Genomic DNA, 22,515 nt, shown 5'->3' on the forward strand with positions numbered 1-22,515 from the left:
CCACCACGCGGGTGACCCGCTACGGGGCGACGTAGTTCGGGTCGGTCTTCAGGTCGCGCCAGAGCTTCCCGGCGCCGTCGGGGTAGACGGACAGCGTCGCGTTGTACTGCTGCATCGTGTTCTCCGCCATCTGCAGCTCGGCGACCTCACCCAGCTCGACGGTGTCGATGACGCGGCGCTTGATCTTGTCGCCGTCGCGCAGCTCCAGGCCCATCTTGAGCTTGCGGCGCTGAGGGACGTACACCTCGTCGGTGATGACACCGCCGGAGACGGTGCGCGTGGAGTCGCCGGGGTTGATCAGCTCGAAGGTGACCGCGTTGTCCTCAAGCATGACGACGTTGACGCTCCGCTTGTGCTGCCCGAACGTGGTCCGCACGAGAATGTTGCCCCACGCGAAGTGGTCCTCGCTGGACTCGTCCCTGGAGTCGGTCATGCCATCGTCCCCGTTGAGCAGCCCGGCGGGGATCCACAGCGGATCCCACGCGGTGACCAGGTCAGTGGGACTGGGGGCCGTGCGGGTGAAGTCGAAGAAGACGTCCGCACCGCTCCAGATGTCGACGTTGGTCGGGTTCCCGGCCATGCCGGATCCTCCTCAGGTAGATGGGTGTGCAGGTGGGCCCGGCCGGGCCGGTCAGATCACGGTGGTGTGGCAGGTCGCGCGCAGCAGCGCGGAGCACACCGGGATGTCGGTGTCAGGGTCGCGCCCGTGGACTAGGCCGCCCGTCGGGCGCATGGACCGGATGACCTGGTCGTGGTGGTCGGCTAGGAGCGCCTGGGCGAGCACGGCCAGGTCGTGCGCATCGTCCTCGGTGCTCGCCCAGGCGGTGAGCCGGACCAAGCCGCGGGCGGCGGCGGGCCAGGCCCACGCGGTGGTGTCGTCGGTGGCGACCAGCACGTAGGGCAGGTGCCTCTCCTCCGGTGTCGCGCTGGCGGGCAGCTCGGTGCCGACGAGGGCGTCGAGCGCGTAGGGCTCGGACCGGTCGGCGAGCAGGGCCCGCAGCGCCACGGTGGCCGGAGCGCGGATGTCGGGCAGGGTCCTCACGGAGCGCGCACCTCCAGCCCGGCCTTGGCCGCGGCGCGGGTGAGCCGCCCGTGGATGGCCTGCTGTTCGGCAGGTACACCGACCGAGGCGGCTTCGCGGTCGGTGGTGTACTCGCTGACCGAGGCGTCCGGCCCGGCGCCGCGGGCGACCTTGCGGGCGGCCCGGTTCACCACGGAGCGCATCGGCGCGGATTTGAGGATGCGGCGGATGCCCTTGGAGTCCACCCGCACGCTCCATTCGACCTTCGACCCCGACACGGGATCACCCCCTATGTGGCGCGCTGGAGTGCGACCTTGACGTGGTGAACCTTGCCGGTGAAGGGGTCCGGCCACCGGGCGACGTCGCCGACGACCTCGCACAGGAGCCCGTCGAATTCGATCCGGTCGGCGGATGCAATGTCGGCGTCTGCGCCGGGGGCGGTCTGCAGCCACCACCCGGTGGTAACGCGGACGCCGGACTCGTCGCGGTTCTCCTCGGTGGTGCGTGGCGCGATGTTGAGGCGGGTGAGCGTCAGTCGGTCCACGGCCTCCGGCGACCAGTCCGGGATTGTGTTGCCCGCCCGGTCCGTGCGGGTCCCGGCGCGGACCCGGACCGCCTCCTGGTGGAAGAGCAGGGTCATGCCCGGTCACCCCGCAGGGCGTAGCGGGCGACGGCGTCCGCCCAGGCCTGGGTGACACCGACCGCGGACTGGGTCCCGTAGGTGACCGACTGGCCGTCGACGGACACCGACTGCACGCCCTTGCGGATGTTGAACGCGGCCTCAGCCTGGTCTAGAACGACCTCTTGGACGTCCTCGGGAACGGCCATGTACCCGTGATCGAGGACGACCCGCACCGACCGAAGCCGGTCCGGCCAGCGCGAGCAGCGACGCAGGACGCCCTCCTCGGACCACTCGAAGTCGTCGGAGGTGAGCGCCAAGCCGTCGACCTCCACGGTGGTGACGGCGCGGACCGGGCACACAGGCAGCAGCAGCGTGGTGCTGCCGTCGCCGTTGAGCCACAGCTCGGCACCGCCGACCGGGGTGAACGAGGTCGGACGCACCGCGCCGAGGAACCGGCGGCTGGCCGCGCGCACGCGGGCGACCAGCGTCGGGTCGTCGGCTGGTACGCCCAGGACCTCGGCCAGCTCCGCAGGGTCAGCCAGCAGTCCCGCCGGAATCGCCATCGCCAGCGCCCTCCTTCGCGGCGAGGATCTCCTCGCGCTTGCCGAGGATGGTCGACCTCGCCTTGTCGTCGGCCTCGGCGTCCAGGACTCGGGTGGCCTCGGTGTGGTCGGCGGTCTCTAGGTACGCCAGGACCGCGTCGACCCCGGCGGCGGACGGGTCGAACGGGCCCGGCGGCGTGGGCTGCTGGGTGGACAGGGTGCGCGGCGTGCGCCTCGCCGGAGGCGTGTACCCCTCGGGTACGTCCTCGGGCCGGTAGCGGATGCCGTTGATGGTGATCATCTTGTGCTGGGGCACGAGGGGCTCCTTACGACGTGGCGGGCTTGGTGACGACCAGCCGGTTCGGGCGCCACAGGACCTGGGCGGCGCGCAGCTCGGCGCGGACGTAGGTCATGTTGCGCTGGGCGTAGTCCTTGTGCTGGTTGAACGCCATGACCGACAGACCCTCCCTGTCGAGCAGGGCGACCTGGCGGAAGTCGCCCAGCAGCGGCTCGCCGATGGTCAGGCGCTCGGAGGTGACCCGGGGGCGGCCCCACAGGGTGCCGGGGCCGGATCCGAACGGGCCCTGTCCGTAGAACCGGTCGTTGGCGTCCTGGAGCAGGTCGATCGCCTCGTCGTCCTCCGGGGACAGCAGGATCGCGGTGACCGTGCCGCCCAGCCGGGTGACGCGGGTGATGGACTTGCGGATGGCCTTGACCAGCGCCATCACGTCGGCGGGGTTGTTGGGGTCGTAGACGAATCCGGCGTCGGCGACGGTGTAGGTCTGCTCCTGCACTCCCGTGGTGGCGAGGATGCCCAGCGGCTCACCGGACACCCCGGTGCCGTTGAGCAGCTTGTCCTCCACGACGCTGTCCAGGCTGTAGCGCAGCTCGTTGTCCATGTAGGACGCGAACGCGGGCGCGTCGGCCAGGAGCTGGTTGGTGACGTCGTAGCCGTCGGCGTATGTGTACACCTTCGCGTCGGCCAGGTTGGTGGTCATGTCCGAGGTGGGCTTGAGCGCGTTGGCGTCGGCCGGGCCGGTGGACTCAGGCACCACGGCGGCGTTGCGGGTCACCCCGGTCACCTGGACGTACTCGAAGTTGCCGCCGGTCTGGCCGCGCGAGATGAGGTCCAGCAGGGTCAGCCGGTCGCGGTCGACCAGGTCGACCATCGGCATCCGGACGTTCTGGATCTGGCCGACACCTGTGGTCAGGGTGGCCTTGCGTCCAGAGGCCCAGTCCTCCATCGTGCCGACCTTGACGCGGCCGATGTTGATCGGCGTTCCGTGCCCGACGCCGGAGGGGTTGGCCTTCTGGAAGCGCTGGTAGGGCTCGGACTTGGTGAACTTCTCACCGAAGCTGGTGGGCCCCGCGGGAGTGCGGGCGCCACCGTTGCCGGTCTTCACGCCCGGGGTGCCGGGCTCGCCGTCACCGTCGTCGCCTTCGGGTGCGTCGCCGTCGTCGGCGGCCAGGCCCTTGACGAGCGCGGCGGCTTCCTCGGCCTTCTTGATCTTGGCGCGCAGGTCCTCGATGGTCTTGGCCAGCGTGGTCGCCTCGGTAATCTGCTCGTCGGTCAGGTCGCCCTTGGCGGCGACGTCGTTCAGCTCCTTGGCGCGCTTGAGTGCGGCGTCGAGCTGGGCCTTGAGGTTCACGTCATGCTCCGTTCAGTGCGGTCATCAGGGTGAGCCGTGCGGCGACCTGAGCGGACCGGCCGTGCTGCTTGGCGGGCGGGGCGTCCGGAGCGCGGTCCGGGTCGCTGCCGCTGGCCGCACCACTGGCGGGCTGGCTGGCGCGCTTGGCGTCGTCGTTGGTGTCTTCGGGGGTGGCTGCGTCCAGGACCGCGGTGATCGAGTCGCGCGCCTTGGTCAGCCGGTCGTAGTTGGCCTGGCTGAGCACGCGCCCGGCCTTGATGCCGCAGGTCAGGTCGGCGGCCTTGGCGGCGAGCAGCTCGGTCTCCTGGTTGGCGCCGATCAAGCACGGGCCGACCTCGTGGACGCGCATCTTGCGCAGCTCGTAGTAGCCGCCGTAGCGGTGGTCCTCCTTCTCGACGAAGGCCCCTTCGACCACGTCGTAGGCGAAGCTGAACTGCGTCACCCTGCGGCCTTTGAGGAGGCGGTGCACCTGGGCGGCCTTAGGGTTGGTGTCGAGGTCGTCGATCTGGGCGGTGACGACCAGGCCCTCGTTCGTCTCCTCGGCGTCGAGGACGTGGCCGACGTGGGAGAAGGGGTCGCCCCAGTCGTGGGACCAGATGAACGGGATCGGGTCGCCCGAGGCCTTCCACCGGTCCAGGTCGTCGGCGAACGCACCCGGTTGGACGACGTCGCCGTAGCTGTCCTCGTTGCCGAACACCGAAACCAGGGCCTTCACCTGCCCGTCTTCGAGGCCCTGCGCTGCGCCCACGGCCTTGACCCGGGCGGGGAACGACTTGGTGTGCATCTCACTCCTCCCGGGAGTAGGTCATGCGGCAGTTGCAGTTCGCGGTCTCCTCGGTGCGGCCAGACCTGTCGCCCGGCCAGCGCAGCCCGTTGGAGAACACGTCGTCGATCGGCGTCGACTCGTTGTTCTGCGCCCGGTGCGACGGGCGCGGGTTGGTTCCGCCGGTCCGCCAGATCTTGAAGCCGACGCCGGAGGCGCGGGCGGCGTCGACACCGCCGAAGCCGCGGGCCTCGGTCGCGATGGTCTGGCCGTACAGAGCGGCTGTGGTGGTCCACCCGGTCAGCGCGTCGGCGAGGGACTCCTCGACGTCGTCGGCAGCGAGCGCCTCCTCGGCGGCGGCCGTGGTGGTCTCCTCGAAGTCACCCGCCCAGGTGGCGGCTGCGGTGGTGAGCCAGGCGAGCATCACCTCGGGGTCCCACCCGTCCGCGGTTGGGTTCCACGCGGCCAGCGCCTCCCAGGCGCCCACCTGGGCGAGGCGGTAGTTCCGGCCGCCGATCAGTTGGGCGAGCTGGTCGACGCGCTCCTCGGCGGTGGACCTCCAGGGGTCCAGAGTGCTGGCCGCATCGCTCAGGAGGTCGCGTAGCCGGTCGGCCTGGCTGTGGGCGTAGCCGACCAGGGCGGCCTCGAACGCGGCGCGCTCGGCGTCGAACGTGCCGAGGTCGTCGGGCCGATCCGCCTTGATCAGGACCGGCCCCGACCTTTTGGGGGTGGCGCGGTGTCCCTCGGGGAGGCAAGGCCGCCCACGGCGACGTTGAGCGGCACCACCAGGTCGTCGGCGCCCTCGATGGCGGGCAGGTTCGCGCGGGCTCGGGCCTCGGCCCGGAGCATCCACGGAGCGCCGACTGCCGAGGACAGCACGCGGGCCTGCTCCTCGAAGGACAGGCGCATCTTGGATTCGACGTTGGCCTCGACGTACAGCGGGCGGCCGTCGGCCAGGTCCGGGGTCAGCATCGCGTTGATGACCTGCTCCCACAGCGTGATGAGCGGTCCCAGGGCGTCCCGGTAGAGCATCTCCCGGTACGCCTCCACGTTGGAGTACGTGCCCTCTCGGGCACCGACCAGCTCCGGAGCGATGTGGTACGCGGACGCGACCTCGGCGTCGGTGAGCTTGCGCCCCTCCAAGTCGGCGGTGTCACGGGGGGAGAAGACGTCGACCTTCTTCAGGGACATGCCGTCCTCGAGGATCGGCGTGCCGCCCTCCTGTCCACCACTGCGCGTGAATCGGCGCCAGCTCTCGACGAACCGGTCCCGCGCTTTGTTCTTGATCCAGTCCGGGGCATCGGCTGGGCGCTCGATGACCGCGGGCACCCGGGCGCCCCGCTTCCAGATACCGCGCCGGTAGGCGACGGCCTCGGACGCCTCGGCCAGGATGTCCTGGAGGGTCTCCATCGGGCTGACGCCGTTGGCCCCGCGCGGGGAGTACCCGGCGTCGTACAGGTACCCGTCCGGGTCGCGGTCGGTGTAGTGGCCGTCGGCGGTCCAGATGCGGATCGCAGCGACCCGGTCCAAGCCGTCGGCGACAAGCCGGAAGCGGCGGGCGGGAATGCGGACCAGCTCCATGCCGCCGTCGCCCTGGGGGACCTTCTGCACGCACCACCGGTCGTAGGTCAGGAAGTCGACCATGACCGAGTGCCAGAACCGGGCCGGTGCGGTCCGCGGGGCGGGGGCACCCAGGACGGCGGCCAGCGGGTGGTCGGTGACCCGCTTCCGGTCGGTGTCGGAGACCCGGTCGTACAGGTGCAGCGGGATCGTGCTGATCTGCCGGGCGATGAAGTCGGTGACCTTGCGGACCGAGGGCTGGGTGCGCCACACGTGGTGGGCTCCGTGGTCGCCGGTCAGGTCGGTCAGCGGCAGACCTGGGTCGACGATCTCGATGCCGTTGGTGGTCACGTAGTCGCCGAGCTGGCCGAGGGACTCGAAGCTGGGCACGTCACATCACCTGTGTCCACAGCAGTGCGGCCCGGTCGATGACCACGGTCCCGTCGACCGGTGCGCGAGCGGTGCCCTGGACGAACGCGGCCCCGGTCAGCTCCACCTCGCGGCGGGTGACGCGTGACAGGGTGCCGCTCAGGGTCGATCCGTCGGAGAGCTGGGCGTTGATCCGGCGGCCGATGTGCCTGCGCATCCTGGCCTCCTCTCATGGTGGGGCGGTCAGATGATCAGGACCTCGGCGTCCTCGTCGTCGTAGGCACTGCGCTTCGGAGGTTCGCGGGTCATGGTCTCGGCGAAGGCGTTGGTCAGCGCGGACACGGCGTCGATCTTGTCGCCGCTGTTCTTCTTGTCCGGCTTGACGTTCCCGGCCGGGTCCATCGCGACGGCCAGGTTGTCGACCTGCCACCTGACCGCAGGGTTGCCGCCGTGTCGCACCAGGGGCTGCTCGACGGTTCCCTTCAGCACGAGCCGCTGCAGCTCCTTGAGCGGTGGCGACTGGGTGACGAACCCCTGACGGACCTTCACCATCGGGGCGCCGTCCTCGATCAGGTCGTTGGTCAGCGGGGTGGCGTTCCACGGGTCGAAGCCGATCGAGCGGACGTCGAAGGTGTCCATGTCGGTGTCGATGGTGCGACGGATGTACTCGTAGTCGGCGACGTTGCCCGGGGTGGTGGCCAGCAGGCCTTGGCGGACCCACACCGACGCCATTCCGGCAGTGCGCTTGTCCAGGCGTGGCAGGTTGTCCTCGGGGGTCCACAGCCGCCACAGGACGTCGATGCCGCCACGGTCGTCGTCGGGAAAGGCCCAGCACAGCGCGCACAGGTCGCTGGTACTGCCCAGGTCCAGGCCGCCGTAGGCTTCCCGGCCGCGCAGGCGTGTCTCGTCGACCAGGCCCGCGTTGCGGTCCCACGCCTCCAGGTTGATGAACTTGGTCTCCTGCTTGGTGCGGATGCCCAGGTGCAGCCTCAGGTACTTCGCCAGGTCGGCCGGGGACTCCTGGGCCTCGGCCGCGGCCTTGCGCAGGTACGCGCGCGACGGCGAGACCCCGAATCCGGGGTTGGCCTTGCGCTGGGTTTCCTCGGCGAAGGGGTCGGCGCCTTCCTCGGCGGCGAACACCACCCCGTAGGTGGTCGGGTCCTTCAGGGCGCCGCGGGCGAGCTGCTCGATCCGGCGGCGCTTGCGGTCGTAGATCGTGTTCTTCTTGCCGCTGTCGGCGGTGGTGATGATGGCGACGAGCGGCTGGGTGCGCGATCCGGTGCCGGTCTCGATGGTCTCGACCAGCTCCGGGTCTTTGTGGACGTGCAGCTCGTCGACGACGGCGCAGTGGATGTTCCCGCCGTGCTGGGCGTCGGCGACCGAGGAGACGACCTCGAAGTAGCTGCCCGACTTGGGGTGCAGGATCTTGCCGGTGAGCGGCTTGACGTGGCCCTTCAGTCCGGGGGCGCGCTCGGCGAGTTGCTTGATCGGCTGGAAGACGAACCCGGCCTGGCGGGTGGTCGTCGCGGCGGCCAGGACCTGGGCGCCCTGCTCGCCGTCGGCGGCGGTCATGTAGATCGCGATACCGCCCAGCAAGGTGCTCTTGCCGTTCTTGCGGGGGACGTCCACGTACAAGGACGTGATGATGCGGACCCAGGCGTCGGCGTCTTCGTCGAAATGGACCCACCCGAACACCGGGGCCAGGATGTACGCGACCTGCCACGGGTCTGGCCGGAGCGGCTGCCCGGCCCACTTGCCCTGGGTGTGCCGGAGCACAGCGAACGCGGCGATGATCCGGTCAACACGGTCAGGGTCGAAGGCCGCGCCGGGCTCGTCTCGTGGCTCGGGCGTCTTCCACAAGGGCGGGCAGTCGGGCAAGCCGAAGCCGCGGGAGAGCAGGTACCAGGCGACCTCGGGCGAGATCTTGAGCCGATCCAGCTCCTCGGCGTCCGGCAGCTCTACGTCAGGCGAACGGGTTGTCCTCGCCGTCATCGTCGGCCCCCCTCGCCAGGGCCTGCTCCGTGCTGGGCGTCAGGCCGAAGTGTCCGGCCCAGGCGCGCATCTCGCGTCCGGCGTTGCGGGCGATGGCGACGGCCGGGTGCGGCAGAGTGCCCTGGGCGGCGTCGATGGTCAGGCCCTCCTTCTGCACCTGCCGGGTCGCGGTCACGAAGGTGGCCCAGGACTCGCAGTAGGCGGCGAGCGCGGCGCGGTCCTCGGGCTTGAGCAGGTCCAGGCGGGACAGGCCGGGCACCACGCGGCGCCACTCGGCGGCGGCCTCCCGGGTGAGCCAGCTCGGCGGGTTGGGCGGGATCCGCTTGAACGCCGGAGGCGTAGGGACCTCGCGACCGCCCGAGTCGCGGCCGGGCGAGCGGCCCTCGAGGAGGCGGAGCTTGGCGGGCTTGGCGGTGCGCCCCATAGACCCCCCCTTCGATTTTCTGAGCGGGAGAACGCCGAGTTAACCGCGGCGCTGTCCGCTATGTCCGATTCTGTGGCGCGAACTCCCCCTCCCCCGGGTGGGGGTGGCTACCCGCTCCGTTCGGCCGGTGGTGTTGTGGGCGTAGGCCGGGCCGGTCGGCAGGATGCCGCCGCGCGCGTAGGCGCCGCTGCGGATCGTGCGGACGGCCAGGCGGAACGTGTTCCAGGCGCGCACAGTGGCGTCGCGCAGGGCCTGGTAGGCGGCCTTGAGGGTCCTCATCTGCGGTTGTCCTCTCGGCTCTTCGCGTCGTGACAGTCGTCGCAGAGCGGTTGTAGGTTCGCTCGATCGAACTTCGCTCCTCGTTTCGACAGCGGCGTGATGTGGTCGACCTGCGTCGCGGGCTGGCCGCAGCTTCGGCAGTTGGGCTCGTCGCGCAGCACCTTGTCGCGCAGCGCGCGCCACTTCCTCGAGCCGCCGTTGCCCCACGCCTTGGAGCGGCGCTGCCACGGCGGTGGCTGGTGGTCCTCGCACCGGCCTCGGGTGGTGGCCAGCTCGGGGCAGGGGCGGCCGTCATCCCCCCGGTGGCCACACCGGGAGGGGGCGGAGTAGGGCACCGGGGGTCACCCCTCGGGGGTGGGGGCGTCCTCGCCGTAGGTACCCCCCTCGGTGTCGGTGCCCACCCCCCAGATGGTGGGGAGAGGTCGGCCCCGGGTGTCGGCGGCGGGGGCCTCCTCGGTGTCGCCCTGGCCTTCGTCGTCGGCGGCGAAGCGGGCCTCGAAGTCGGCCTTACCGATGACCTCCAGAGGCAGCACGAGGTAGTCGCCGAAGCGGGCGTTCACCTTGCCGTCGCGGCTGCGGATGATCACTCCGGCGGTCAGCCCACGGCCGGGGCCGGGCAGGTTGGCCAGTTCGCAGCGGACGTGCGCCCACTCCTCCACGGCCGCGAGGGTCTCGCGGGTGACCTGCATGGCCTGCACGGTGCGCGGCCGGGTGGTGTAAGTGCGCGGTTCGGACATCGGTGTGGTCCTCCAGGGGGTGTGTGCGGTCAGGCCGGGTAGGCGTAGGCGCGCAGCTCCAGGTCGGCCGCGTCCACGTCGATCCACAGTTCGCGGCCGTAGGCGCTGGCGGGGAAGTCGGCGAAGTAGTGGGTCTCGCCGAACGGGATGAGCTTGGTGCGGTCGGCGACGTCGAAGCCGTCCACGGTCGCCTGGGTGACGAAGGTGACGGTGTGGTCGGTGTCGATGCTGACGTTGGCGACCTCCACGATCACCCGTCCGGTGTTGGGCACGCTGTGGCCCTCGACGGCGTCGCCGATGGTGGCGGCGGCGCCGGTGACGCCGTCGCGGCTGATGGTGGTGATGGGGATGGCGATGCGTGCCACAGGGACCTCCAGGTTGGGCGGTGGCCGACCCCGGCCACGGGATGCGGCGCCGTCGTCGGGCGCGATGTAATGGCGCAACCCCTACATGAGGAGTGCGTGATGAGACGTGTGGCTGTGGCCCTGGTGGGCGTGGTGATGGTGGTGTCCGGGTGCGGCGGCAGCGAGGAGGCCGCGCCCACGGCGGCGGACGTGCCTGACTACGAGGTGGTCACGGACGAGGAGCGCGTGACGGAGCTGCTGTCGGAGGGCGTCGACGCTGAGGGCGCCGAGGCGATCATCAACCAGGTCGTCGCGGAGAACTCGGAGACCTGGGAGGACGAGCACAACGTCCAGGTGATCGCGACCGCGGACGCGGGGTCGGTCGTATGCCGTGCCCGGTGGGTGGAGGACGAGCAGGCCGCCGAGGTGTTCACGGGCGGCTCGGTGACGTCGGAGGACGGCGAGTGGCCGGTCGTAGAGCTGGACTGCTTCGACGAGTAGAGCCCCGCCCCCACCTCGACGCGCCTACCCCCCAGCGGCGCGGAGACGGGGACGGGACGTGTGGAGCCCGGCGGTACGAGGCCAATCGACCGAACCCCGTGCGTTGGGACGGCCTCTTGTTGTGTGGTCGCCGCCGGGCGAGATCATGAGAGTTACGCTTCCGACAACTTCAGCGAAAGGGGCGACATGCCAGGAACAAGGCGCATCAGGCTCGCAGTTCCTGATGAACCCGAGCCTGCCTTCGAGGCAGTCCGGCACCTCGACGGCGACTACCTGGACATTCCCGCAGGCCAGATGGAGTGGAAAGCCACCGAAGCCGGTCACTACGTGGTGTTCGCGTTCGTGGGTGGTCAGCGTGAGCACCGAAGGAATCCAGAGGCACCGGACGAGTTCGTGTCGGTCGACGTGTTCCGGCCAAAGACCTGGGGGATTACAGGCGCAGAGTAGTCCTCACGACAGCGGCCCCAACCGGCGTGTGCTGGTCGGGGCCGTCTGGCGTCTCCGGACAGCTCTCGCCATCCTGACACGGGATTCTTCCATCTTGTCAAGCTGTGCGCAAGTGCGCACGTACACGCGTCGCCCTTCGTCTCTCGGCCTCCTCGGCCGCCACCGTGCTCGTGTGCCTCCGGTCGACCTCGCACCGCACCTGCCCATCACTGGGTAGCCCCGGCGCGATGACGGCCCGCAGCGCCCCGCCGCACGCGACCGGCGTCTGACCGACAAGGGTGATCGCCCGGCACGCCTGCGGGAGCGGCACGTACCGGATCGGCCGGTCCACCGCCCGCACGGCCTGACGGACGCCGGCGAGGATCTCGTCGACTGCCTCCGCGCCGTAGGGCCGGGTCCGGATCCACTGGACGACCGGCGCCAGCCACGCGGCCATCGCCTGGAGGGTGTCGGCGGGGAGGCTGCCGGCGGCCCCGTCATCGGCCACCACCCGGATCCACCCGGCGAGGGTGGACCGGAGCACGGTCGCGGCCTCTGAGGCACGCAGATCGAGCGGGAGCGGTGCTTCGGACGCCTTCGTCGGCTTCCCGCCGGAGCGGCCTCCCAGGGCCGTCTGGCGGGCTGTGGCGGTCACCAGGTCCTCGGCGAGCCACTCCGACACCTGCCGGAGAGCGGCGGCCGCCTGGTCGGCGCAGGAGACGCACACGGGCGCGTCGTCGCCGGACGGGCGGCCGCACAGGTCGCACGGGTAGTGGGTGGTGCTCATGGGGTCCCCCGGGTGGTCGTGGCGGTCGGTGGGGTGGGCCCGGGTTCCATCCGCCTGCCGGACGGAACCCGGGTGGGTGGTCAGTCCTCGACGGGTTGCCACTCCTCGTCGAATGCCTCGACGCGGGCGCCGTAGTAGATGACCGTGCCGTCGGCGGTGACCTCCTCGACCAGGTAGCCGGGGATCGGCACGACGACCTTGCGGTTGGGGCCCGTGTCACCAATGCCGAAGACGGCCACTGGAACGCCTGTGCGCATGCGCCGCCTGCTGGGGTTGACGCGCTTCACGCCTCGGTGGTCGGCGAGGTTCTCCTCGATCCAGTCCTGCGCGTCGGCGTAGTTTGCGTGCGTGATTTTGAGGGCGCTGATCTCTCGGGGCTTGCGGGGGCGGATGGTGTAGCGGCTGAACATGGGACTCCTTCGGGAGGGTGGGGGGTCGCGGTTCGCGACGTCCCTGGTCGGTCAGTCGTCTGTGTTCCTGCACTCGTCGGACCAGTGCTGGTCATCACGGGTGCAGGCGAGTCCGGTGCCGAGGTCCAGCCCGCAGGTGCGGCCCGCGCTGCGGTAGATGGCGTGCGTGGCGGTGGCGAGGGTGTGTGTGCACTGGCCGACCTCGTCGCGCTCGGTGGCGTCGAGGGGGTGTTCGCAGGTGGGGCAGTGGGTGCGTTCGTTGGGTGCGTTCGTCAGCGGGTGAGGGGTCCTGCGGCGTCGGCGAGGGGCACTCATCGGTGGTCTCCGTTCGGGTCAGGGGGTGGCGAACAGGGGCGGCTGCTCCCAGGCGGCCGTCGGTCGGGCGGTGGGCTTCTGCTCGCGAGCCCGGCGAGCTGTCCGGGGTGGCGGGGTTCAGGTCGGTGCTCATCGGGGGTGGTCTCCTCGGTCAGTACGGCGGTTCGTCTTCCGGGGTGAACAGGTTGGGCTCGGCCGGTCCGGTCTGGCGCGGCGGCGGGATGGCGGTGGCGGGGACCGGGCCGGGGCAGCGGTGGGTGGCGACGACCGGGTGGCGTCGGTGCTTGATCAGTTCGGGGATGCGCTCGACGAGGGCCTGGCCGACGCGCGCGTGGCCGACGACGTTGTAGGTCGTGCGCCCCTCCAGGCGGGCCTGGAGTTCGGCGGGCCCGTCGAGCGGGAGTGGGTCGGCGTGGACCGGCAGTCCGGCGACGGCGGCGTCGAGGGCCACGATGATCGCCGCCGAGCATCGAGGGCAGGTGTCCAGTCGGGCGCGGACCTTCGGGGCCTTCATCGGCGGTCTCGATCCGCCGTCGGGCAGTACTGGCAGTACCCCCCAGTACCCCCTACGGGCGTTTCGTCGTTGACCCGATCGTGCGCATGCGCGCGCCCGCATGGGGGTGGAACTGTGCAAAAGGGGGTACTAGGGGGTACTGCGGTGCGTTGAACAGCGGAAACGTCGCTGGAAAGGGGTACTGCAAGGGGGTACTTTGGGGTCCTGCAAAGGGTCCTTGGGGGTACTGCGAGCAGGCGGCAGTCGATCGCGGCGGCCCTTTCGGGTTCTCGGCAGTACCCCTTCGCCAGTACCCCCTCGGCGGGCAGTACCCCCTCATGCGCAGCCATCAGGCACCCGCCCGTCCGTCGTCTTCGATGCCGTCGTCGATGAGGGCCAGGCCCTCGTAGAACTTCTTGCCGTTGGAGGCTTTGCGGGCGTGCCCGCGGCCGGTGAGTTCCCGGCCGAGCGACTGGGCGTTGAGCGGCTTGATGCCCTCGCCCATGCACCAGGACTCGTAGGCGGCCCGGAGCGCCTTCGCCTCCTGCTTCACCTGTGTGCTCCTGCTCGCGTGGCAGCACTCCTCCAGGAACCGGCCGACGTGGTCCTCCTCGGACGCGTACTTGTCCGTGGCGGCCTTGACCTTCGCGGGGTCCTGGAGGCCGTCGGTGAAGTACTGGCGGGCGCCCTCGACGACCCAGGCGAGGATGCCGGGGCCCTCCTCGGCGACGAGGATGCGCGCGAGGTTCTCCACGCGCTTCTCGGGCGGGACGGTGTTGAGGAAGGGGATCAGCCGGAGCCGTCGCCAGAAGGACGTTCCGCCGCTCTTGACCTCGGGCTGGTGGTTGCCCATCAGCCACAGGTGGTGGGTGGGCTCGAAGGTGAAGTGGTCTTGGCGCATGAACCGGGCCGTGACCGCGTCGCCGCCGGTGAGGGTCTTCATCTTCGCTTCGTCGAAGCGGTCCTCCTGGTTGACCTCGGAGCAGATGACCAGGCGCATGCCCTGGAGCCGGGCGAGTTCGGTCTCGTGGGAGGAGCGGGAGTGCATGAGGAAGTCGTGCGGGGCGGTGGTGGCGTAGTCGCCGAGCAGCGCGCGCAGGACGTCGAGGAGGACGCTCTTGCCGTTCTGGCCGCCGCCGTGGAGGAAGGGCAGGACGTGGGTTCCGGTGTCGGCGCTCGCGGAGTATCCGGCGAGGCGTTGGACGTAGCCGATGATCTCGGGGTCGTCGCTGAAGGTGTCGGCGAGGAAGGTGTCCCACTTGGGGGTGGCCATGTCGGGGTCGGGGGCGGTGGTGGCCGACCGGGTGTGGAGCTGGGTGGGGTCGGGGGAGGCGAGGGTGCCGGTCTTGAGGTCGACGACGCCGCTGGTGGTGTTGAGCAGGTGGGGGTCGGCGTCCAGCAGCGCGGCGGGGGCGACGATGCGCGGGTCGGTGCGGGCGAGTTGGACCATCGCGCCGAGGTTGCGGGCGGCCAGCGAGCGGGCCTTGTGGGCGGCGTCCTCCTTGGCTTCGTCGGGGAGTGCTCGGGCGATGGCGCGGGCGAGCTCGGGGACCTGGCCGCGGTCGTCCCAGGCCCATCGGTGGCCGTCCCAGGTGAGCCACTTTCCGCGCTCGGGGACGTAGCGGATGCCTCGGGCGTGTTCGTCGACCAAGCGCAGGGCGTTGCCGTCGTCGGTGCGGCTGTAGGTGTCGAGCGCGGTGACGGGCGCGGCCTCGTCGACAGCTAGGGCGGCGGTGCCGTCGGCGGCCGGGGGCTGGCCGGGCTGGGAGAACTGGGTGGGGACGACGGACAGGTGCCGGGGTGGTTCGGGGGCGGGGCGGCCGTACCCGGCGGCGGCGAGGGTTTTGGCCGCGGCCCGGTGGTCGCCGCCGTGCTCCAGGAGGGCGTAGGCGCCGAACTTCGTGTAGGGCACCTCCGAGTCGAACTCCGTCGAGGTGGTGAACACGAACAGGCGGTCCCTGTCCGAGGCGTAGCCGGTCGTCGCGGAGATGCCCATGCGCTTCTCGGGTCGCCGCCAGTACCGGGTCTGCCCGGTGCGGAACAGCTCGGTCCACCCGTGGGGGGTGAGGATGTCGGACCAGTCGACGCGGGCCTCGTAGTCGTCTCCGGGGGAGGTGCCACCGTTGGAGCTGGGGGCGCTGGCGGGCTGGGAGAACGCGGGGGGCTCGCGGCGCGGCATGGCGTCGAGCATCCGGGCGAGTTCCAGGAGCGCGTCAGACACCTCGCGCTCCAGGGTGACGATGCTGTCCGGGCCGCCGGCCTTCATCTCCCAGGGGCGGCCGGTGGGGTGGACGGGCCCGTGCGAGGGGGCGACGACGAGGAAGCCCCCTTCGCTCTTGGTCTCGATGAGGACCTGGAGCTTCTGCTTGGGGGCGGCGGCCAGCTCCTCTTCGGTGCTCGGTCGGCGAGCGAGCTTGAGGTTCTCCACGCCCTGGCCGTCGTCCACGCGCCACAGGAGGTGGAGGCCGCCGGACGCGGTCGCCTCGGTGTACCCGCCCATCACGTGTCGGAGGACCTCGCCGAGGCCGGAGCCGTCGGCCAGTTCCACGTACTTCGCGAAGGTGCCTTCGGCGACGGCGCGGCCTTCCACGTCCAGGGCGACGAGGCCGCCGGAGACGGCTCCGGCGACGATGCCGATGCCGGGGTGACCGCCGGAGAACCACGCGCGGATCTGGTCCTCGCCGGGGCGGGTGGTCATGTAGTCGCGCCACCGGCCGGTGCCGGGGGCCTTGGTGCCGTCGGCGGCGGCGGGGATGACGCACAGCCCGGCGGCGTGCAGGGCCAGGGCGGCGTCGAGGGTGGAGCGCTCGGTCACGTGGGTCCTGTCCTGCTCGTGCGGGTGGGGCGAGTCGGTGGGGGCGCTCATCGGGCCACGCCTTGCCACTGGCGGACCTGGTGGGCGTGGGTTCCGGGGTCGGTGCTGGTGACGTAGCCGACGGGGGTGATGACGCCTCGGCGGCGGGCGTGGGCGAACCGGGCGCCGATGGCGGCGGTGCGCACGCCGGGTGGCAGGTGCCCGCGGAGGTCGTTGGCGGAGAAGGGGCGGCCGGTGGCGGCGGCGCGGGCGATGAGGAGGTCGATGGCGGCGACGTCGTCCCCGGCGGCCTCTTCGGCGGCGGCCATCCCGGCGTCGCGGAGCCGGACCCCCTCGGCGGTGTCGATCTGCTGCACTTCTCCCCCTCGTCGTCGTGCGGCCTGGTGGTTGGCGCCCGCCCGCGGGGTTGCACGCGGCGTGTCCGGCTGGGTCCGGTCGGGCTGGTCGGTGGGGTCAGGCGGCGGCCGGGATGCTGGCCTTGGCCTGGTCGTACTGGCGGATGCCCCAGGCGATCCCGTGGCAGGCCCACTTGAAGGCGTGGCTGTAGTCCTTGAAGGACCACTCCCAGGTGTCCTCGAACCGGTAGCCCTCGTGGTCGAAGTCGTCGAGGGCGGCGCGGGCGCCAGACTCGTAGGTGATGTCGTGCTCCCAGGAGTCGGGGTCGAGCAGGTCCCGGACAGCCAGGGCGAGTCCGCGCGGCGTCTCGCCGTCGCGGATGTCCTGGGTGACGCGCTCCTTGACGACCTGTCGGAACACGTCCTCCGAGTACTCCTCGACGCTGCGGGGTCCTCCGGAGGCGACCTTCTCTGCCCAGTAGCCGAAGTTCGGCTCGCCCCGGTGGACGGAGCCGCGGAAGAACTCGAACATGTCGGGCAGGCGCCGGAAGGTGACGGCGTCGTAGTCGCCGACGAAGGTGAGAGTGCCGGGGACGGTGATCAGGTCGAACCAGGCGTTGCTGCGCATCCGGCCGTCCTCGGTGTGGGCGCGGAATCGCAGGTGCCGGTAGAGGCCGTCGTCCTGGGCGATCTCCAGGCGGTGGGTCTTGGTGTCGATGGCGAACAGCTCGGCGATGGTGGCCATGCGGTGTGCTCCTGTCCCAGGGGGGTGGGGCCCGCCGCGACCGGAGTCGAGTCACGGCCGCGGCGGGCGGTCGGTGGGCTACTTCTGCTGGAGGGACTGGAGCAGCGCCTGGACGGCCGGGTCGTTGGGGTCGGCCATCGCCTGACCGCCACCGGCCGCAGGCAGGGTCGCCGCCGGGGCCTGGGGGGCGGGCGTCTGCTGCTGCGGCTGGGGCGCCGGAGCGGGAGCGGCCTGCGGGGCGGGCTGGGTGATGCCCTTCTCGCGGGCCTCCATCCACGCCTGGGCCCGGACGACGTCGTCGGAGTCCTCGCGGTACTCCTCCAGCACCCACGCCTCGAAGCCCGACTTCGTGGTGGCCTTGCCGATGCGGCCGAGGACCAGCGACTGCCCGGCGCTCAGCCGGTTCACGATGCCGGTGTGGGTGACCAGGACACCCTCGCGCAGCTCCTGGGCGGCGTCGTTGAGGTCGACCAGGTCGACGGTGGCGGCGGGGACCTCCTTGCCCTTGAACTGGTCGTAGCGGTCCTCGATCGCGTACACCTGCGTGATGAGGATGAGGTGGCCGTCGTGCTCGGCGGGCTTGAAGAACCCGCCCATGGCCGGGGCGGTGGGCTTGCTGAACTGGAACGACATGGTGTGTCTCCGTTTCCTATGCGGCCGTTGCGGCCTGGGTGGGGTTGAGGTTTCCTGCGCAGCCGACGGCGAGGTCGGTGCTTCCGGGTTTCCACCACGGGCAGAACCGGCAGGCGCTGCTCGCGGTGGCGGGGAGGTGCTCCCACATCTGGGGGCGGGCCTCCGGGTCGAGGGCGATCAGGGCGTCGCGGATGGTGCCGAGCCGCTTGAGCGCGTCGAGGGCGACCTGGCGTTCGTAGACGTCGGTCCACACCCACAGGCCGCCGAGCATCCCGCCGCGCGGGTAGAAGGCCAGGGCCACGGTCTGCGGGGTGAGTCCGCGCCGCTCGAACCCGAGGCCGTAGAGGTTGGCCTGGATGCGGTACTGCTCGCGCACGCCCTCGGTCTTGTACTTGCGCATCACCGAGTCGCCGACGACCTTGTGGTCGATGACCGTGTGCGTGGCGGTGTCGTAGGCGTCGCAGGAGCCGCCGAGCTTGTAGCCGGAGACGGTGCCGTCGTCGACTTCGACGCGCTCCTCGACGAGGAACCGCTTCTGGCCGCTCTCGCGGTTGTGGCGTTCCAGGGCGTTGGCCAGCCAGTCGTGGGTGGCGGTGCCGACGATGGACGGCCACGGGTCACCGCCATCGTTGACGGTCGGCCAGTCGAGGAGCTTGTAGGCCAGGCGGCGGGGGCAGGGGTCGCCGACCTCGGACGGGCCGATCCTGCGCTGGCACGACCGCGGGGCGTTGGTGGAGGCGTCGAGGATGATCTCGGTGAGCATCCGGCGAATGCCCTCGCTGCTGTCGGGCTCGACGCCGGCCGCGTCGCCGGGCTGAGCGAACATCACGATCGCCCCTCCTCGCCAGAGGGATCGAGGAGGACGAGCCGACGGGACGGCGTGGTGGTGCGGGTGTACTCCTCGACGAGGTCGGGGTGTTCCTTACGCAGGCGCCGGGTGTCCACCTGCTCGCGCGGCTTGGTCCACCTGTAGTAGACGACCGGCCGTCCACCGATCCGGGCCTCCGTGGCGTCACCCAGGAGGGCCTTGACCTTCTCGACGAGGGCGGCCTCGATCTCCTTCTTCTCGGCGATCTGGGCACGGACCAGGCGCAGGGTCCCGATCAGCGTGGCCTCGTCGGTGATGTCGACGTGCTCGGCCATCACGCCACCTCGCCCTCGGCGGTCAGCGCGGCCGGGGTGGGGTCGCCGTACCCGGCGGCGTGCAGGATCGGCACGAGAGTGGACAGGTGCATCCGCACCGGGGCGGCGACGAGGGGGGCCGCCACGACCATCCGGCCGCGGGTGAGGGCCTGCCAGGTGGTCAGGTCCAGGTGCGCCCACCAGGATCCGGCCGAGACGGCGCTGTAGCTGCGGCGCTTCGTCACGAGGATGCCCAGGTCGGCTCCCGCGTTGGCGGTCTCGGTCTCCGTCTCGGCGAGCCACCGGGTGATGTCGGCGTCGTGGGCGGACTCGGCGACCTTGCCGCCCTTGATCTCCCAGCACAGGCCGGGGGTGCCGGTGATGTCGCCGAGGTCGTTGCCACCGGCCAGGGCGCGGCGTTCGGCGGACGGCCAGCCGTGGGCGCGCAGGTACCGGACGACGCCGGTTTCGGCGCGGGTGCCGATGGATCGTGGTCCGCTCACAGGGCTTCCCCTTTCGGGATCATGGCGACGACTTCGACCGGCACGCCTTCGTAGGAGCCGGTCGCGGTCAGGTGCTGCCACTCGCCCGCGGTCGCGTGGGTGAGGGGTCCGGCGCCGATGACCCGCTGCCAGGCGGCCAGGCCGACGAAGTGGTCGTGGGTGCTGGCCGCGTCCAGGAGGCCGTACAGCTTCTGGTGGTCCGGCGGGAGCTCCCAGGCGACGGCCGGTGCGTCCTCACGGACGAGCTCGGCGAGGGCCGCTGCGGCTTTGTTCTGTGCCGACATGGGCTCCTCCTTCCTGTGGTGGGTGGCCGCCCCGCTTCAAGGGCGGGGCGGTCGAGCTGGGTATCAGGGGTTCGGGGCGCCGCCGGCGGCGAGCACGGCGGACAGCTCCTCCTCGGGCATCCGGGCGAGGTCGGCGACGTCGTATGTGCCGGGCTCCGCCTTCCGCGCGGCGGCAGCGTGGGTCCGGGGCTTGGCCTTGCGCGCGGCGACCGCAGCGCGCTTGCACGCGGCGCACCGGCCGTCGTGGCCGTCCCACCTAGCGGGGACCCGGGGGAAGTCGACGAGCGGCTTCTCGGCGTGGCAGGTGCCGCACACCTTCGTGTCGCGCAGCCCGAGGATGCTGAGTAGGTCGCGCAGGTCCTCGGCGTCCTCGGCCCGTCCGGCGACGACCAGGCGAGCGGCCACGGCCTGCTCGCGGGACGGCCGGAGGTCCCCGTCGGGGATGAGGCTGTTGAGCTTCGCGGCCATCAACCGTCGCCCTCCTCCTGGCGGTGGTGGGTGCCGCGGACGGCGGCGATGATGTCGTCGGTGCCGCCGGTCACCCGGGCGACGACGTCCTCGGCCTCGGACAGCTGCCCCTCCAGGGCGGCGATGGTGCGGTCCTGGCGGCGAATGATGCGGCGCTGGCGGCGCACCCGCTCGGACGCGAGCAGGTAGCCGGTGACGCCGGATCCGGCCACGGCGATCAGGGTGAGGACGGGCAGCGCGGTCTCGGCGAGGGTGAGGAGGTCTGCGGCGATCACTCGGCCACCGCCTCGGGCCTGGCCTGGGCGGTGATGCGCTGCATCATGCGGACGGCCACGTCGACATCGACGCCGTCTTCTTCGACGAATGCGTCCAGGACACCGAGGAGGTGGGCGACCCCCTGGTCCCGGGAGCAGCTGTCGATCGCGTCGCGGACGGCGCGGGCGAACGCGCGGATGTCTTCGGTACTCTGTGACATGAAGGGATCCCTTCTTCTTCGGGCCCCTGCGGTGTCTTGGCGGATGCGCAGGGGCTTCGTCATGTGCGGGGTCAGGCGGCGCGGTTCTTGGCGGCCCGTTCGGCGCGGTAGGTGTCCCACCGCTTCTTCGCCATGGCTTTCATCTCCGCCTTGCGGCGGTTCTCTGCGGCGGAGGCTCGGGCGGCGGGGTCCATGACGCCGTCGGGGTCGACGAGCCGCTCGAACCGAGCAGCGGAGGCCCGGCGGGCGGGCAAGGTTCGCGCGGACCGGTCCTTGGTGTCAGCCCAGGACCAGTGGGCGGCGATGCTGGCGTTCTCCGAGCGGCGCTTCGGGTCGGGGTGGGCCATGTCAGGCGCTCCTCTCGCTGTCCTCGGTGACCTCGAACAGCTCCTCGAACCGGGCGCCGAGGAGGAGCATGGCGCGGCCGATGACGTTGGTGGACGGGGCGACCTCCCCGCGGGCGACGCGGAGGGCCGTGGTGTGCGAGACGCCGAGCGCCTCGCCCTGGGCGGTGGTGGTGGTGAGCCCGGCGGCGTGCATGCGCCGCTGCCACTCCGTGCGGCGCACCGCAACCCCTATGGCCGCATCCGGTCGAAGTGTGCTGTGCATGCACCGCACATTACTCCGTGATGCGCGTGCACGCAACAGTGAATCGTTAGGTCAATCGACGCGCTCGCACGAGTGTGCGATTGGTGCACAGCAAGGGTTGTAGGTAAGAACTACGTAACCCCTGCGCCATAAGAGGCAGGGTTCCCTAACAACGCCGCGCAGGGTGGTCTATTGTGCGGTGCATGCACACAACTTCCCCGCCCGGGTGGGACGCCCCTGCCCTCGCCGCCGCGCTTCAACAACTCAAAGACCGCGACTACACCATGACGCGGCTGGCGGACCTCGCACAGATCAGCCGATCCCAGATGAGCCGCTGGTCCTCGGGCGGCCATCGGCCCGGATACGACGCGGTCAGGGCGCTCGCGACCGCCCTGATAGACCAGCATCCGACGGAGGAGTACCGGGCCATAGTCCGGGATCTGTGCGCGGCGGCCGGGTATCCGGGCGTCGCGGTGGACGCTGGCGCGGGCGTGCCCCACTCCGTCGAGGAGATGACCAATCCCCATACCGGCCGGATGCGACGCATCGTGCGCAGCCTGGAGGAGCGGGCGGAGGAGGCGGGGCTCAGTGAGGAGGAGGAGCGGGCGATGATCGAGCGCGTCCTCGCGCGCGCCCAGGAGCAGGCGGAGCTCATGTTCGACGCGGAGCTACATCGACGCGATCGTGGCGGCGACGAGGATCAAGCCTGATTTCGTGGCCGGATGTGGCCACGCATGCCGTAAACCAATTACGGATTGTGCGTATATACATCACACCGTGAAATTAGCAGGTCAAAATCCTGGATTCGGACACGGGATCGACTTAGCATGATCATCCCCGCCCCCTACAGCGGGCCCAGCAGCACATGGGAGGGGATATTCATGCCGCTGCACCCCTATGCAATGGCACAAGGACGTGCCACCATTTTCGACCCCACAGAGCCGCTCCTGTCCGTCACGCTCGACACCATGCCTCACCGCGTTCCGTTCGTGATCGAGGAGATCCTGCCCGGCCACTTCCTGATCCACGTTCGCGACAGCATCACCTATGGAGCGCTCGTCCGCGCGTACATCGACGGCCTGCCCGACTGGGCGCGTCGAAGGCTGTTCCACGCCACGGGCATCGTCGACTTCCGCGACAACCCGGACCTGTGCGAGCGCATGATGTGGTGGAACCCCGACTGGCCGGTCAACCCCACCTCCGTGCGCATGATCGAGGAGTCCTTTCCCGGCCTGGTGACCCCATGGAACCACGCCTGGTTGGCCACAGTGCCAGCCTGACCCCTCGCCCGCCACAGGGCATAGCAGCGCTCA

Annotated in this window: 38 protein-coding genes; 4 read left to right on the plus strand and 34 right to left on the minus strand. The window is 70.9% G+C overall.

Going from position 1 to position 22,515, the window contains the following annotated elements; all coding sequences use genetic code 11:
• Window positions 1–19: 19 nt before the first annotated feature.
• The 17 genes from AB0I72_RS00480 to AB0I72_RS00560 all read right to left on the minus strand — a co-directional run bounded on the left by AB0I72_RS00480 (window position 20) and on the right by AB0I72_RS00560 (window position 10,323).
• Window positions 20–580 (minus strand): hypothetical protein, encoded by a 561-nt coding sequence (locus AB0I72_RS00480; protein WP_358560930.1) that lies wholly within the window; start codon window positions 578–580, stop codon window positions 20–22.
• A 51-nt stretch (window positions 581–631) separates the two neighbouring features.
• Window positions 632–1,042: a hypothetical protein gene (locus AB0I72_RS00485; protein ID WP_358560932.1), complete on the minus strand. Its 411-nt coding sequence runs from the start codon at window positions 1,040–1,042 to the stop codon at window positions 632–634.
• Window positions 1,039–1,299: a hypothetical protein gene (locus AB0I72_RS00490; RefSeq protein WP_358560935.1), complete on the minus strand. Its 261-nt coding sequence runs from the start codon at window positions 1,297–1,299 to the stop codon at window positions 1,039–1,041. The genes AB0I72_RS00485 and AB0I72_RS00490 overlap by 4 nt, the downstream gene beginning before the upstream one ends.
• 11 nt (window positions 1,300–1,310) lie before the next feature.
• Window positions 1,311–1,661, minus strand: coding sequence for a hypothetical protein (locus tag AB0I72_RS00495; RefSeq protein ID WP_358560938.1), 351 nt, complete (start codon window positions 1,659–1,661; stop codon window positions 1,311–1,313).
• On the minus strand, window positions 1,658–2,206 hold the full coding sequence (locus AB0I72_RS00500; RefSeq protein WP_358560941.1) for a hypothetical protein: 549 nt from the start codon (window positions 2,204–2,206) through the stop codon (window positions 1,658–1,660). The genes AB0I72_RS00495 and AB0I72_RS00500 overlap by 4 nt, the downstream gene beginning before the upstream one ends.
• Window positions 2,178–2,501, minus strand: a complete 324-nt coding sequence (locus tag AB0I72_RS00505; RefSeq protein ID WP_358560944.1) for a hypothetical protein — start codon at window positions 2,499–2,501, stop codon at window positions 2,178–2,180. The genes AB0I72_RS00500 and AB0I72_RS00505 overlap by 29 nt, the downstream gene beginning before the upstream one ends.
• A 10-nt stretch (window positions 2,502–2,511) precedes the next feature.
• A complete protein-coding gene (locus AB0I72_RS00510; RefSeq protein ID WP_358560946.1) occupies window positions 2,512–3,834 on the minus strand; it encodes a phage major capsid protein in 1,323 nt (440 codons plus the stop codon).
• Between the two features lies 1 nt (window position 3,835).
• A complete protein-coding gene (locus tag AB0I72_RS00515) occupies window positions 3,836–4,618 on the minus strand; it encodes an HK97 family phage prohead protease (protein WP_358560949.1) in 783 nt (260 codons plus the stop codon).
• A gap of 1 nt (window position 4,619) precedes the next feature.
• Entirely contained in the window at window positions 4,620–5,084 is a 465-nt protein-coding gene (locus tag AB0I72_RS00520; protein ID WP_358560952.1) for a hypothetical protein, read from the minus strand.
• A 215-nt stretch (window positions 5,085–5,299) separates the two neighbouring features.
• Entirely contained in the window at window positions 5,300–6,547 is a 1,248-nt protein-coding gene (locus tag AB0I72_RS00525; RefSeq protein WP_358560955.1) for a phage portal protein, read from the minus strand.
• Between the two features lies 1 nt (window position 6,548).
• On the minus strand, window positions 6,549–6,743 hold the full coding sequence (locus AB0I72_RS00530) for a hypothetical protein (RefSeq protein ID WP_358560958.1): 195 nt from the start codon (window positions 6,741–6,743) through the stop codon (window positions 6,549–6,551).
• A gap of 26 nt (window positions 6,744–6,769) precedes the next feature.
• Window positions 6,770–8,518 carry a terminase TerL endonuclease subunit gene (locus tag AB0I72_RS00535; RefSeq protein ID WP_358560961.1) on the minus strand — a complete coding sequence of 583 codons (1,749 nt, stop codon included), beginning with the start codon at window positions 8,516–8,518 and terminating at the stop codon, window positions 6,770–6,772.
• Window positions 8,490–8,942, minus strand: a complete 453-nt coding sequence (locus tag AB0I72_RS00540; protein WP_358560964.1) for a phage terminase small subunit P27 family — start codon at window positions 8,940–8,942, stop codon at window positions 8,490–8,492. Before AB0I72_RS00540 ends, AB0I72_RS00535 begins: the two co-directional genes overlap by 29 nt.
• A gap of 39 nt (window positions 8,943–8,981) precedes the next feature.
• Window positions 8,982–9,221, minus strand: a complete 240-nt coding sequence (locus tag AB0I72_RS00545) for a hypothetical protein (RefSeq protein ID WP_358560967.1) — start codon at window positions 9,219–9,221, stop codon at window positions 8,982–8,984.
• Window positions 9,218–9,556: an HNH endonuclease signature motif containing protein gene (locus AB0I72_RS00550; protein WP_358560970.1), complete on the minus strand. Its 339-nt coding sequence runs from the start codon at window positions 9,554–9,556 to the stop codon at window positions 9,218–9,220. The genes AB0I72_RS00545 and AB0I72_RS00550 overlap by 4 nt, the downstream gene beginning before the upstream one ends.
• A 6-nt stretch (window positions 9,557–9,562) precedes the next feature.
• Window positions 9,563–9,958 (minus strand): hypothetical protein, encoded by a 396-nt coding sequence (locus AB0I72_RS00555; RefSeq protein WP_358560973.1) that lies wholly within the window; start codon window positions 9,956–9,958, stop codon window positions 9,563–9,565.
• 29 nt (window positions 9,959–9,987) lie between these two features.
• On the minus strand, window positions 9,988–10,323 hold the full coding sequence (locus tag AB0I72_RS00560; RefSeq protein WP_358560976.1) for a hypothetical protein: 336 nt from the start codon (window positions 10,321–10,323) through the stop codon (window positions 9,988–9,990).
• Window positions 10,324–10,422: 99 nt separating this feature from the next.
• Between AB0I72_RS00560 and AB0I72_RS00565 the strand changes: the two genes are divergently transcribed.
• Together AB0I72_RS00565 and AB0I72_RS00570 are read left to right on the plus strand one after the other, a co-directional pair.
• Window positions 10,423–10,803 (plus strand): hypothetical protein, encoded by a 381-nt coding sequence (locus tag AB0I72_RS00565; RefSeq protein WP_358560978.1) that lies wholly within the window; start codon window positions 10,423–10,425, stop codon window positions 10,801–10,803.
• A 186-nt stretch (window positions 10,804–10,989) separates the two neighbouring features.
• Window positions 10,990–11,250, plus strand: a complete 261-nt coding sequence (locus tag AB0I72_RS00570) for a hypothetical protein (protein ID WP_358560981.1) — start codon at window positions 10,990–10,992, stop codon at window positions 11,248–11,250.
• 97 nt (window positions 11,251–11,347) lie between these two features.
• On the opposite strand, the gene AB0I72_RS00575 is transcribed toward AB0I72_RS00570, so the two are convergent.
• From AB0I72_RS00575 to AB0I72_RS00655, 17 genes are all read right to left on the minus strand, one after another.
• Entirely contained in the window at window positions 11,348–12,016 is a 669-nt protein-coding gene (locus AB0I72_RS00575) for a hypothetical protein (protein WP_358560984.1), read from the minus strand.
• An 80-nt stretch (window positions 12,017–12,096) separates the two neighbouring features.
• The gene (locus tag AB0I72_RS00580) at window positions 12,097–12,426 is read right to left on the minus strand and encodes a hypothetical protein (protein ID WP_358560987.1); all 330 of its coding nucleotides are present in this window, start codon (window positions 12,424–12,426) and stop codon (window positions 12,097–12,099) included.
• Between the two features lie 51 nt (window positions 12,427–12,477).
• Complete coding sequence (locus AB0I72_RS00585; protein ID WP_358560990.1) at window positions 12,478–12,741, minus strand: hypothetical protein; 264 nt, start codon at window positions 12,739–12,741, stop codon at window positions 12,478–12,480.
• A gap of 151 nt (window positions 12,742–12,892) precedes the next feature.
• Window positions 12,893–13,255, minus strand: coding sequence for a hypothetical protein (locus AB0I72_RS00590; protein ID WP_358560992.1), 363 nt, complete (start codon window positions 13,253–13,255; stop codon window positions 12,893–12,895).
• A gap of 328 nt (window positions 13,256–13,583) precedes the next feature.
• Window positions 13,584–16,100: a phage/plasmid primase, P4 family gene (locus AB0I72_RS00595; protein WP_358560995.1), complete on the minus strand. Its 2,517-nt coding sequence runs from the start codon at window positions 16,098–16,100 to the stop codon at window positions 13,584–13,586.
• A complete protein-coding gene (locus AB0I72_RS00600; protein WP_358560998.1) occupies window positions 16,097–16,405 on the minus strand; it encodes a hypothetical protein in 309 nt (102 codons plus the stop codon). Before AB0I72_RS00600 ends, AB0I72_RS00595 begins: the two co-directional genes overlap by 4 nt.
• Before the next feature lie 97 nt (window positions 16,406–16,502).
• The gene (locus tag AB0I72_RS00605) at window positions 16,503–17,129 is read right to left on the minus strand and encodes a hypothetical protein (RefSeq protein WP_358561001.1); all 627 of its coding nucleotides are present in this window, start codon (window positions 17,127–17,129) and stop codon (window positions 16,503–16,505) included.
• Window positions 17,130–17,207: 78 nt separating this feature from the next.
• Entirely contained in the window at window positions 17,208–17,762 is a 555-nt protein-coding gene (locus AB0I72_RS00610; RefSeq protein WP_358561004.1) for a hypothetical protein, read from the minus strand.
• A gap of 16 nt (window positions 17,763–17,778) precedes the next feature.
• On the minus strand, window positions 17,779–18,588 hold the full coding sequence (locus tag AB0I72_RS00615; protein ID WP_358561007.1) for a hypothetical protein: 810 nt from the start codon (window positions 18,586–18,588) through the stop codon (window positions 17,779–17,781).
• Entirely contained in the window at window positions 18,588–18,905 is a 318-nt protein-coding gene (locus AB0I72_RS00620) for a hypothetical protein (protein WP_358561009.1), read from the minus strand. The genes AB0I72_RS00615 and AB0I72_RS00620 overlap by 1 nt, the downstream gene beginning before the upstream one ends.
• Complete coding sequence (locus tag AB0I72_RS00625) at window positions 18,905–19,387, minus strand: hypothetical protein (protein WP_358561012.1); 483 nt, start codon at window positions 19,385–19,387, stop codon at window positions 18,905–18,907. The genes AB0I72_RS00620 and AB0I72_RS00625 overlap by 1 nt, the downstream gene beginning before the upstream one ends.
• Window positions 19,384–19,671 carry a hypothetical protein gene (locus AB0I72_RS00630; RefSeq protein WP_358561015.1) on the minus strand — a complete coding sequence of 96 codons (288 nt, stop codon included), beginning with the start codon at window positions 19,669–19,671 and terminating at the stop codon, window positions 19,384–19,386. The genes AB0I72_RS00625 and AB0I72_RS00630 overlap by 4 nt, the downstream gene beginning before the upstream one ends.
• A gap of 63 nt (window positions 19,672–19,734) precedes the next feature.
• Window positions 19,735–20,139 (minus strand): hypothetical protein, encoded by a 405-nt coding sequence (locus AB0I72_RS00635; RefSeq protein ID WP_358561018.1) that lies wholly within the window; start codon window positions 20,137–20,139, stop codon window positions 19,735–19,737.
• Window positions 20,139–20,414, minus strand: coding sequence for a hypothetical protein (locus AB0I72_RS00640; protein ID WP_358561021.1), 276 nt, complete (start codon window positions 20,412–20,414; stop codon window positions 20,139–20,141). The genes AB0I72_RS00635 and AB0I72_RS00640 overlap by 1 nt, the downstream gene beginning before the upstream one ends.
• Window positions 20,411–20,614, minus strand: coding sequence for a hypothetical protein (locus tag AB0I72_RS00645; protein WP_358561024.1), 204 nt, complete (start codon window positions 20,612–20,614; stop codon window positions 20,411–20,413). The genes AB0I72_RS00640 and AB0I72_RS00645 overlap by 4 nt, the downstream gene beginning before the upstream one ends.
• A 71-nt stretch (window positions 20,615–20,685) precedes the next feature.
• The gene (locus AB0I72_RS00650) at window positions 20,686–20,961 is read right to left on the minus strand and encodes a hypothetical protein (RefSeq protein ID WP_358561027.1); all 276 of its coding nucleotides are present in this window, start codon (window positions 20,959–20,961) and stop codon (window positions 20,686–20,688) included.
• Window position 20,962: 1 nt separating this feature from the next.
• Complete coding sequence (locus tag AB0I72_RS00655) at window positions 20,963–21,181, minus strand: hypothetical protein (protein WP_358561029.1); 219 nt, start codon at window positions 21,179–21,181, stop codon at window positions 20,963–20,965.
• Between the two features lie 224 nt (window positions 21,182–21,405).
• Here AB0I72_RS00655 and AB0I72_RS00660 point away from each other — a divergent pair, with 224 nt between their 5' ends.
• Complete coding sequence (locus AB0I72_RS00660) at window positions 21,406–21,912, plus strand: helix-turn-helix transcriptional regulator (RefSeq protein ID WP_358561032.1); 507 nt, start codon at window positions 21,406–21,408, stop codon at window positions 21,910–21,912.
• Between the two features lie 171 nt (window positions 21,913–22,083).
• A complete protein-coding gene (locus AB0I72_RS00665; protein ID WP_358561035.1) occupies window positions 22,084–22,482 on the plus strand; it encodes a hypothetical protein in 399 nt (132 codons plus the stop codon).
• The last annotated feature ends 33 nt before the right edge of the window (window positions 22,483–22,515 follow it).

Origin of the sequence: Nocardiopsis sp. NPDC049922 (genome assembly GCF_040660275.1) — a bacterium.
Lineage (GTDB): Bacteria > Actinomycetota > Actinomycetes > Streptosporangiales > Streptosporangiaceae > Nocardiopsis.